Origin of the sequence: Cerasicoccus frondis (assembly GCA_031296915.1) — a bacterium.
GTDB lineage: Bacteria > Verrucomicrobiota > Verrucomicrobiia > Opitutales > Cerasicoccaceae > Cerasicoccus > Cerasicoccus frondis.
Genome location: JAVDPC010000057.1, coordinates 1 through 10,543 on the forward strand (window position 1 = coordinate 1; position 10,543 = coordinate 10,543).

8 protein-coding genes are annotated in these 10,543 nt (G+C 58.6%); 5 read left to right on the plus strand and 3 right to left on the minus strand.

Annotated features, from left to right (window positions below; genetic code table 11):
• Window positions 1-1,096: 1,096 nt before the first annotated feature.
• The 3 genes from glpK to RBB63_RS23325 form a co-directional block, all read right to left on the minus strand.
• The gene (gene glpK, locus RBB63_RS23315) at window positions 1,097-2,587 is read right to left on the minus strand and encodes a glycerol kinase GlpK (protein WP_309387818.1); all 1,491 of its coding nucleotides are present in this window, start codon (window positions 2,585-2,587) and stop codon (window positions 1,097-1,099) included.
• Between the two features lie 79 nt (window positions 2,588-2,666).
• Entirely contained in the window at window positions 2,667-3,824 is a 1,158-nt protein-coding gene (locus RBB63_RS23320; protein WP_309387820.1) for a serine hydrolase domain-containing protein, read from the minus strand.
• Between the two features lie 321 nt (window positions 3,825-4,145).
• On the minus strand, window positions 4,146-4,778 hold the full coding sequence (locus RBB63_RS23325; protein ID WP_309387822.1) for an MBL fold metallo-hydrolase: 633 nt from the start codon (window positions 4,776-4,778) through the stop codon (window positions 4,146-4,148).
• Window positions 4,779-4,887: 109 nt separating this feature from the next.
• Here RBB63_RS23325 and RBB63_RS23330 point away from each other — a divergent pair, with 109 nt between their 5' ends.
• The 5 genes from RBB63_RS23330 (at window position 4,888) to RBB63_RS23350 (ending at window position 10,256) form a co-directional block, all read left to right on the plus strand.
• Window positions 4,888-5,337 (plus strand): hypothetical protein, encoded by a 450-nt coding sequence (locus tag RBB63_RS23330; RefSeq protein ID WP_309387824.1) that lies wholly within the window; start codon window positions 4,888-4,890, stop codon window positions 5,335-5,337.
• Window positions 5,338-5,430: 93 nt separating this feature from the next.
• A complete protein-coding gene (locus tag RBB63_RS23335) occupies window positions 5,431-5,910 on the plus strand; it encodes a hypothetical protein (RefSeq protein ID WP_309387825.1) in 480 nt (159 codons plus the stop codon).
• A 146-nt stretch (window positions 5,911-6,056) separates the two neighbouring features.
• Window positions 6,057-7,553 (plus strand): MBOAT family O-acyltransferase, encoded by a 1,497-nt coding sequence (locus RBB63_RS23340; RefSeq protein ID WP_309387827.1) that lies wholly within the window; start codon window positions 6,057-6,059, stop codon window positions 7,551-7,553.
• Window positions 7,554-7,561: 8 nt separating this feature from the next.
• A complete protein-coding gene (locus RBB63_RS23345; RefSeq protein ID WP_309387828.1) occupies window positions 7,562-8,647 on the plus strand; it encodes a hypothetical protein in 1,086 nt (361 codons plus the stop codon).
• Window positions 8,648-8,717: 70 nt separating this feature from the next.
• Entirely contained in the window at window positions 8,718-10,256 is a 1,539-nt protein-coding gene (locus RBB63_RS23350; RefSeq protein WP_309387830.1) for a pyridoxal-phosphate dependent enzyme, read from the plus strand.
• Window positions 10,257-10,543: the final 287 nt, after the last annotated feature.

The following is a 10,543-nucleotide window of genomic DNA, read 5'->3' on the forward strand; positions in this document are numbered from 1 at the left end:
ACCACAAACAGCTCCTCAACCAGCTTAAACACTGGGTTCGAGAGGCCAATCAAAGCGCTTAGCTAGGTCAGCCCCAAAATTAAAGTATGGGTGTGACGGGACGAAAATTTCTGGAGCTTGCCAGCCCTCAGTCAGCTTGACCGACAGGCCTGCGCTTCAAGCCAACCCATCTGCCGACCTTTAATTTGCTCACTTTAATTTTTAATCTCCCGGCGCTCAACGTCGGGCCAGGGGGGGGGGCAAAACCCGCCTTTTTAATTTTCAAAGAACACAAGAATTCCCGCCCGCTCGCCGGGCATCGACGCAGGAGGGGGGAGCGCGGCTCAGGGGCCACGTTGGAAACGTCGACGCTGCGCTGGTCAGGCTGGCATAGGGCGTCGTGCGTCGGGCATTTCCGCGTAGGCATTGGGCGTCGCATCCGGGTTGTCTACACCAAGCCCGGCGGCGAATGTGCCCGCTTACGCGGCGCTCCGACCCACGCGACCGAATGACCCCGCATGGCGTCGACTGGGATACCTCGGCGACAGTCGCTAAGGCGGATGTTTTGGGGGGAAGTTCATGAGTTTTAAGGTGAGTAAGGTGGGGAAATGTTGGTAAGGTGGGTAAGGTTTGGGGGGAGGCTGAATTGGAGGGCATGACACTGTTGGGCGGGCGGTCGCCGTAGCATAGGCGTCCCGCCTGTGCCCTGACTCCATCTAAACGAAACAACACAGGCGGGACGCCTGTGCTACGGCAATGCGCAATGCCTAGTGCAGTGATCAATAAGACACTAGCAGGCTTAAGTATGATCACAACCGAAAAGTGAACACGCGAGCATTTTATTAGTCGGCGCCGCTTACTAATAATCCTCACTGATGATCAACGACTTGCGAACGCGAAAGATGGAGAATGGCATGCTGTCATGCCTTGATTGGAGTGGGTTGGAGTCCCGGCTTTAGCCGGCCATGCCAACAAGAGAGGCAACATGGCCGCCTAAAGGCGGGACTCCAACCTTGAGCGACTGAATCCGTCGATGAAGGAACAGCGGAAACGCCTTCGGGAGAACAGGGAGTTGCCGGGTCCTGAACAGGCTCAAGTCGGCAACTTCATGCTATCCCTAGGTGGTGGACCAGCCTTTGGCGCGGGAGACCGCTTCGAGCCAAAGAGACATTTTTTCCTGGGCCTGATCGCGGTCCATTTGCGGCTCGAAAGTACGGTCGACTTTCCATTGAGCGGTGATCGCCTGCTCGTCGGCAAACACATCCGTGGCAAGACCGGCCAGGTAGGCCGCGCCCAGTGCGGTGGTCTCAGTGTTTTGCGGGCGGACAACGGGCGCGCCGAGCAAATCCGCCTGAAACTGCATCAGCAAGTTGTTATTCGAGGCCCCACCATCGACGCGCAGCTCCTTGAGTGGGATGCCGCTGTCGGCGTTCATGGCTTCGAGCAGTTCGGCGCTTTGAAAAGCAATGGATTCCAATGCGGCGCGGCAAATGTGGGCGGCAGTCGTGCCCCGCGTCAGCCCGACCATGGTCCCGCGGGCGGCGGGGTCCCAATGCGGAGCGCCCAGGCCGGTGAAGGCGGGCACGAGGATCACGCCGCCGGAGTCAGGCACGCTGGCGGCGAGAGGTTCGCTTTCGCTGGCGGTGTGGATCATTCGCAGCCCATCGCGGAGCCATTGAATAATTGCCCCGCCCACGAACACGCTGCCTTCCAACGCGTATTTGCGACGACGCCCTTTTGTCTGCCAAGCCACGGTCGTGAGCAAGTTGTTCTGGGACTGCACGGGCTTTTCGCCGGTTTGCTGGAGCAGGAAGCAGCCCGTGCCATAGGTGTTCTTGGCCGTGCCTTTTTTGAAACAGGTCTGGCCAAAAAGCGCGGCATGCTGGTCTCCCGCAACCCCCGCAATCGCAGCGCCGCCAAAATCAGCGCACTGTCCGAAGTCTCCGGCGGACGGGCGCACTTCGGGCAGCATGGCCCGGGGCACGCCAAGCCACTTCAGCAGCTCGTCGTCCCATTCCCCGGTGTGGATATTAAAGAGGAGCGTGCGGCTGGCGTTGGACGGATCAGTCGCGTGAACCTCGCCGCCGGTCAGATTCCAGATCAACCACGAGTCTACCGTGCCAAAACAAAGGTCGCCACGCTCGGCGGCCTCACGGGCGCCATCCACATGATCGAGGATCCAGCTGATCTTGGTGCCGGAGAAATAGGGGTCGAGCAAGAGACCGGTCTTCTCCAAGACGGGCTTGGCGCGGCCGGACTTTTTCAGCTTCGCGCAGACATCCGCCGTCCGCCGATCCTGCCAGACGATTGCCCGGTGGATGGGTTTGCCGGACTTGCGCTCCCACACGATGGTGGTTTCACGCTGGTTGGTGATGCCCACGCCAGCCAGGTCGCGCCCTCGGAGGCCCGCCTGCCCCATGGCTTCGGCGGCGACCGATATCTGGCTGGACCAAATTTCGTTGGGGTCGTGTTCGACCCAACCAGACTCGGGGAAATATTGGGGAAACTCTTTTTGAGCGCTGGTGACGGCCTCGCCGTCGGCGTTAAAAACAATAGCGCGCGAGCTGGTGGTGCCCTGATCCAGGGCTAAAAGGTAACGTTTGGGCATGACGGGGAACTTAATCAAAACTTAACCAACTTCCCCTGTCTGTCAATCGCGTCCCCGCGAGACATGCCTGCGGATCGCCTCAGTTCACCAAGGCCTGATAAACGAGGCGCTTGTAGACATCCATCACGCCAGTGGGGATGTCAGCGCGGATCTGAATCATGATCATCACGACCATTTCCTCCTCCGGGTTCATCCACACCTGCGTGCCAGCGGCGCCGCCCCACCCAAAGTCTCCCAACGAGCTCAGGCAGCGCGACTGGGCGACATCAGCCACCACGGAAACGCCAAGGCCGAAGCGGAAGCATTGCGTGCCGATTTGAAGGTTTGGGTGCCCGGCCGGCAGATGATCCAGCGTCATCAGGTCAACCGTTTTGCGGCCCAGCAACTGCACGCCGTCGAGCTCCCCCTTGCGCAGGAGCATCGTGGCGAACCGGAGGTAATCGCGGGTGGTGGACACAAGTCCGCCGGAAGCGCTGAAAAAGGTTTTCGGGCGCACGAACAGGCTGTCTGGCTCATTGCCATTGGCGGTGGATAGGCTGCCGTCCTTAGCGTAACGATAGCAGACCGCGAGCCGTTCACGCTTTTCCTCGGGCACATCGAAGCCGGTGTCAGGCATGTCGAGCGGCTCAAAAATGCGGTCCCGCAAAAAGCGGTCGAAGCTCTGGCCGCTGACAATCTCCACAATGCGGGCCAGGACGTCGGTCTGGTAACCGTAGATCCAGCGCTCGCCAGGCTGCGCAATGAGCGGACGGGCGCCGATCTCTTCGGCAAAGCTCGCCAGCGTGCGGTCGGAGCCAATCAGCTCTTCCAGATTGTAATCATGGGGCAGGCCGCCGGTGTGCCGCAGCAGGTCGTAAATCGTGGTGGGGCGGTCGGCGTCCGCGTAACCTCCGCCCAAGTCGACCATTTGATTGGCAAAGGCCGGGATGTATTGGCTGACGGGGTCGTTGAGGTCGATCAGGCCTTCTTCGTAGACGATCAGCGCCGCCACCGAAGTGATGATCTTCGTCATCGAATAAATGCGAAACAGCGTGTCATCACGCATGGGAATCGCGTTTTCGCGGTCCGCATAGCCCTGGATGTTGAAGTGGCAAAGCTGGTCTTTGCGGGTGACCAAGGTGATGGCGCCGACCAGTTTTCCGTCGGCAATGCAGCGGGCAATGTGGGCGTCTGCGCGTTGTAAACGGGCGGAGCAAAGCCCCAGAGATTCGGGAATGACGCGTTTGGGTTCAGACATGGCGTGGACAGGACGGGTCTTGAAAATCGCGGCTCCAGGGAAGCATCGTCAAGCGCAAAAGAGCGGATCAAGCGTAAGATTAGCCACTTAACCTGCGGTTAACTTGTTCCAATAACAGCCTGGGGAGAGGACGATTTACCGGGGGGCAACGGCTAGGGGGAGACAGAATCTCCCCCCAGCGTGATTGCAGTAACAATAATAACAGTAATAGCGTCTATTATAGACTTAAGGACCGCTGAACATAAAAAAAATCTTTATCTAAGCAAGACCGTATATACCTATTAGGGTAAATCCGAGCAAGCGCCAGCCAAGTGACTCTGATTAAACCGTAATCAATGGATTCGAATGCATCTCGGCCTTGACGGAAGTCACCGGCCCATGTCCTGAATAAAGTAAGGTATCTTCAGGTAAGGTATACACCTGCTCCAAAAAAGTTTTGCGCAGCGTCTCCGCACTTCCCCCCGGCAAATCGGTACGCCCGTAGCCGCCCGCGAAAATAACATCCCCCACGAAAGCGGCGCCTTCATCCGCGAAGTAGAAAGTCACATTGCCCGGGCAATGGCCGGGCGTATGGCGAATTTCGATACTGCGCCCGAGCAGCTCCAGGGGCTTGGAGACGTCGTACCAGTGGTCAATTTTGGGCTCCTCGTAATTACCCGACAGGCCAAACATTTCCATCTGCTGCTGCACGCGGGCCAACATTTGGCGGTCGTCCTGGTGGGCGTAAACCGGCACGCCGTGGTCATTAAAGGCCGAAGCGCCCATGACGTGGTCGAAATGGCAATGCGTGAGCAGGAGCGCCTTGAGCGCAATGCCGTCACCATCAAGACGTGGCGCCACAGACTCCCAGGCCATGGCGGGGGCGTCGATGAGGATCGCTTCACCACGGTCGATGTCGGTGAGCAAATAGGCGTTCGTGCCAATGGGCGGCAGTTGGAAGACTTCGATTTGCATGAGGGACTGTGTAGCGCATTTCGCCTGAGCGGGAAATTTTTTTCAGCAGAAATCGAATAAAGCGCGGGAGGGCTTCGTTCAACCAACGCAACTCAAACCCATACAAAGCATGAAAAACATCCTGAAAACCGGAACCCTCTGCGCGCTAATCCTGTGTGTTGGCGGCCTTTCCGCCCAAGCTCGCGGCGGTCATGACAACGACGAAGCCCTGGCCGCGCTGGGCGGCTTCATCGGCGGCGTCATCTTCAGCGAAGCCATCCACGATCACCATGACCGCCGGGAAACCTACATTCACTATGAAAAACCGAAGCCACGCCAAAGCTGTGAACCCCGCTACGCAAAGGGGCGATTTGATCAACCAGCCCACTGTCGCGACCAGTGCGGTTGCGGCGGCGGCCATTGGCAAGTCGTCGAACGCCGCGTCTACGTGCCGGTTTCCTACACCTGGGTCTACAATTCCTGCGGCGTCAAGGTGCGCACCCGCACCGGAGGTTGCTTCAAAACCGTAAAAGAGCGCATCTGGATCGGCCACCAGCGGCGCGACTGCCGCTTCGGCTAGAGCGCGTATCCCCCCAAAACCAGGACGAGGCAGGCGAGAGGGAATTTCCTTTCGCCTCGCCTTTTTTTGAATATCCCGCCCTAATCTACCGCCATGAATGACGCTGACGCCCAATTGCTTGCGCGCTTTTACGACGGGGAATGCTCCCCCGCCGAGGAAGACGCCGTCGGCGCGCTCATCCAGAACGATCCTGAAGCCGTGACTTGGCTGGAAACACTCGCCGAGCAGCAAGCACGTTGGGAAAATCTGCCCCCCGTGCTGGACGAAGTCGCCGTCGAACGCGACTGGCAGGCGCTGAAAGCCCGGATCGCCCCGGCGGAAAGCGCGCCGCGCCGCCTGTCCAGTCCATTGGCTTGGGCCGAGTATTGGACCGCTGGCGCCGTGGCGGCGGTTTTCATCCTGGCGTCCGTCGTCTACCTCCTGCCCCGGAGCAGCGTTGAAGCGCATGCCCCGACCACTCCCAACATTGTGGAATCCGTAGAAACCGACTTGGAGGGCGCTACCCCGATTGTATTCGTGGACCAGGAGTCCGGCTGGTCGGTCGTCTGGGTGGACGAGGCTTCCGCCGGCTAAAGAACGGCATCATGCATTCTGCAAAATTGCCCAATGAATGATGAAAATTTGCCTCCGAAAAAGACCTTCACAAGCCCGCAATGGTTTATTTTGCTTTGCAAATCATGAGAATCTCATAGTCCTATGGCCCAGAAGCTACGGCTGTAATGCTATTTAACTCTTACGAATTCATCATCGCCTTTCTACCGCTGGCGGTCATTGGCTATTATCTGATTGCTCGTTTTATCAGCAATGAGTCAGCACAGGGCTGGCTGATTCTGGCGTCCCTGTTTTACTATGGTTGGTGGAATCCGATCTACCTCGGGCTGATCCTTTTCTCCGCGCTGGGCAACTACGGTTTGGGCAAAGCCGTGAGCTACTACACGCGCGGCAGACGCCCCAACCTGCCCGTTACGCTGGTGGCGGTGTTCCTGAATCTGGCGCTCCTGGCCTACTTTAAATACGCGAATTTCTTCGTCGATAACATCAACGCGACGCTGCAAGTAGGCTGGACGCTGGAAGAGGTCATTCTCCCGCTGGCCATTTCATTTTTTACCTTTCAGCAAATTGCCTACCTCATCGACTGCTACGAAGACAACGCGCCGATCTACGAATTTCGCGAATACCTGCTCTTCGTGGTGTTTTTCCCGCAGCTGATCGCCGGCCCCATCGTCCACCACAAGGAGATGATGCCGCAGTTCGAGCAGCAGAGCACCTATCAACTCAAATGGGAAAACATCGCGGTGGGGCTGACGTTTTTCGCCTTCGGCTTGTTCAAAAAAGTCATCTTCGCCGACAATATCGGGGCTCAGGCGAGTGAGACGTTTGCAGCGGCAGGCGATGGACTGTCCCTCTACGCCTGGGAAGCCTGGGCGGGCGCCCTCGCCTACACGCTGCAAATCTATTTCGATTTCTCCGGATACACCGATATGGCGATCGGCCTGGCGCTGTTGTTCGGCATCCGCCTACCGCTGAATTTCTTCTCCCCCTACAAAGCGGTCAACATCATCGATTTCTGGCGCCGTTGGCACATGACGCTTTCGCGCTTTTTGCGGGACTACGTCTACATCACCCTGGGCGGCAATCGCAAGGGGCTGGCAATGCGTGACGTGAACCTGATGATCACGATGTTCCTGGGCGGCCTCTGGCACGGCGCTGGCTGGACCTTTGTCCTCTGGGGGGTCCTGCACGGCGTCTACCTGCTGATCAACCACCACTACCGCGAGTGGCGCAAGAAACTTTGCAAGACAAAGTCACTTTCTGATGCAAAGTTACCCATCGGTAAAATTGTCGGCGTTGGCTTCACCTTCCTGTGCGTAACACTGGCCTGGGTGCTCTTTCGCGCGGAGAATTTCTACACCGCCACCGTCATGTATGAGGCCATGTTCGGTCTCGGAGACGGACAGGCCCACGAGGCGATTTTCAAGCCGCAGATATTTGCCTTCATCGCCCTGCTGCTGGCCTTCTGCTGGTTCAGCCCAAACCTGGCCCAGATCATGGCGCGCTACTACCAGCCACCCGAGGGCGATGGCGCTCCCGCAGTGGAGCCGGAGCGCATCAGTTGGAAGCCCAGCGCCATCTGGGCGATGGCGACTGCTTTTCTGTTCCTGGCCGCCTTTCTCTCCCTCTCCAACCGCAGTGAATTCCTCTACTACCAGTTCTAGTCGTTAGCATGAGTGAGCTCCAAACAACATTTGGCAAATACCTCATCATCCTCCTCAGCGTGGTGCTGGGTGGGCTGTTGATCGTTGGCGGGCTGAATTTCTACATCGATCCCTACGGCATATTTGGCAACAACACCCTGGGCATCTACACGAGCCAGGGCCGCGAGTCGAAGCCTCAGCTCTACCGCAAGGGAGAGTTCGATGCGATCCTCATCGGCAACAGCAAGCCGGGCATGATCCCCACCAGCCTGATTGATGAATACGACTTTTTCAACGCCAGTCTGGGCGGCGCCACACCGGAGGAAATTTACTTCTTCACCAAGCGCTTTGTCGACCGGGCTGAAGTCGCGATTGTGATGCTCGATTTCTGGGCCTTCCGCGAAAATGTCCCCCTGAAAGAAGACCCCTTTCAGCCTCCCACTTTCGCCGAAACCATGGACCAGCTCTTCAGCATGAATTCGCTGGACGACTCCATCAAAACCATCCGCCGCAACCTGCAGGGCTCCGAACCCACTTACGCGGATGACGGGGCCTTCATCGCCACCCGCTGGATCATCCAAAAATCGACGCCCAACGAAGTCATGGCTCAGCGCGAGCTCAATTTGCACGCCGAGTGGTTTGCGGACTTCGCCGTCATGCCCGAGCGCATGACTTACCTCGAAGAATTGACCGATTACCTACGCGGACGCGGCGTCGTGGCTATCGCGGTCCTGGCCCCCATGCACGTGAAAAGCCTTCAATTGATGGACGAGGCCAACATCAGCGCCGCCATCGACAAGTGGAAAGCGGAAGTGATGAGCATGTTCCCCATCACCGTCGACTTGATCGACAGCAAGTATTCAGACGCCGAATATTTCTTCGCCGCCGACCCGACCCACTTCACGCCTGACGCTGGCGTGCAAATGATCAAAGAAGAAGTGCTGCCCAGGATTCAGGCCGCCGCCGTCGCCAAGGCGGAAGCCGAAGCGCGCGCACGGGCGGAGGCAGAAGCCAAAGCCGAAACTGAGGCGAAAGTGCGCTCCCAGTTGGAGGCGGAAGCCCGAGAAAAGGCCGAAGCCAGGCTAAAGGCGCTCCTCGACAACGAGAAAGAATAAGCCACTGCCCTACTTGGCGCGCCCGAATCTCACGCTTGCGCCCGGCGAACAGCCCCCGCAAAGTAGCCCCATGGAATCCGATGAAGCCATGCCACTGCTGCGACGCTTGCGGCAGGAAATCCTCTTTGCCCGACAGCGCGTCTACAAGGCCGGCGCCGCCACGCCACTGGAGCAACTGCCCCTGCCCAACTTCGACGGCGAAATCTGGGTTAAGCGTGAGGACGTTTCCCCCATCAAGGCGTACAAATGGCGCGGCGCCTTCAACCGCATGGCGGTGCTCACCGCCGAGGAATCCGCCGCTGGCGTCGTGACTGCGTCCGCTGGCAACCACGCACAGGGCGTTGCCCTGGCAGCGGGCATCCTGGGCGTGCAGGCCGATATTTTTATGCCGGGCACCACGCCCGTCGTGAAGCAGGACGCCGTCAAGCGCCTAGGCGGAGATCAGGTGACGATCCACCTGGTCGGCGACGCCTACGATGAAGCCGTTCAGGCAGCGAAAGACTTTGCAACGCAAAGTAAGGGAACCATCGTCCATGCTTACGATGACTTGCACGTCATGGCTGGCCAGGGATCATTGGCCGACGAAGTTGTTATGTCGGGCAAAGGTCCGTTCGATATCGCCTTCTTACAGATCGGCGGCGGCGGCATGGCTGCAGGTGTCGCCGCGTGGCTACGCATGTTTTGGCCGGGCATTAAGCTAATCGGCGTCGAGGGCGTCGACCAGGCCTCGATGAAAGCCGCGCTGGCCGCAGGCAAGCCTGTGCGCCTCGACAACATCGACATCTTCTGCGACGGCTCAGCAGTGCGGCAGGCTGGAGACCTCCCCTTTGAAATTTGTCGCGAGCTGTTGGACGACATCATTACCGTGACGAACCAGGAAGTTTCCGAAGCGATCCGCGTCATGTGGGACGGCTTGCGCGCTATCCCTGAACCCGCCGGCGCCATGGGGCTGGCGGGAGCTTTGCAATGCAAAGCTTCCTTGAGCGGCAAGCGCATCCTGACGGTTCTTTGCGGCGCCAATCTCGACTTCAGCAAGCTAGCGCTCATTGCAGAAACGACCGGCTCCACTCAGCGCCCGCGCCAATTCCTGCGCATCAACATCCCCGAGGTCCCGGGGGCCATGCTCAAGCTGCTGGACGAGGTGCTGGCTGGCGTCAGCATCAATGACTTCCTTTACGGCAAGACCGATGCACGCGAGGCCTGGCCGATATTTGGCGTCGACTGCGAGCCAGAGCAACTGGTCGCCATCCGCGAACGCCTGACCGCTGGCGGCTATCGCTGGGAAGACGTTTCCGGGGGCGAGGACATCGAGTTCCGCGCCATCCCCTGCCACGTCGAGCTGTTGCAAACGCCGGTCTTCCTCAAGCTGGAATTCTACGAACGCCCCGGCGCCCTGCATGACTTTTTGTCGGACACCATTCGCGGTCGCGCGAACTTCTGCTACTTCAATTATCGCTACTCCGGCGAACGCATTGGACGCGCCTTGATTGGACTGGAATTTACGGACCCCGCCCAGCGCAGCGAATTCCTCTCCTGGCTCCCGGCCAGCGGCAAAGGCTACCGCCAATGCCGCCCCGTCCCCGAGCACACCGTAGCCCGCATGATCTAGATGAAAAGTGCTCTAGGCAACCTCCGGTTGCATCGGTAGATTCGCACAGTGTGCGAATGCGGGGAGGCAGGGAGGACAAGACGGGGAGATCACGTGGGACTGTCCGCTCCAGCTTTTGAAGCTGAGCTTTTTGGCGAGCACACTACTCTGCCTTGGCCAACGCGCCACGATCACTGTGGGCGATGAGTTTGTGTATAGACTGGTAACATAGGTAACACTTGTGCGGGGACATGGGTTACACATTTGTTTGGATTGGTTTGAGTGTTCGATAGATATGTTTGGGTTTG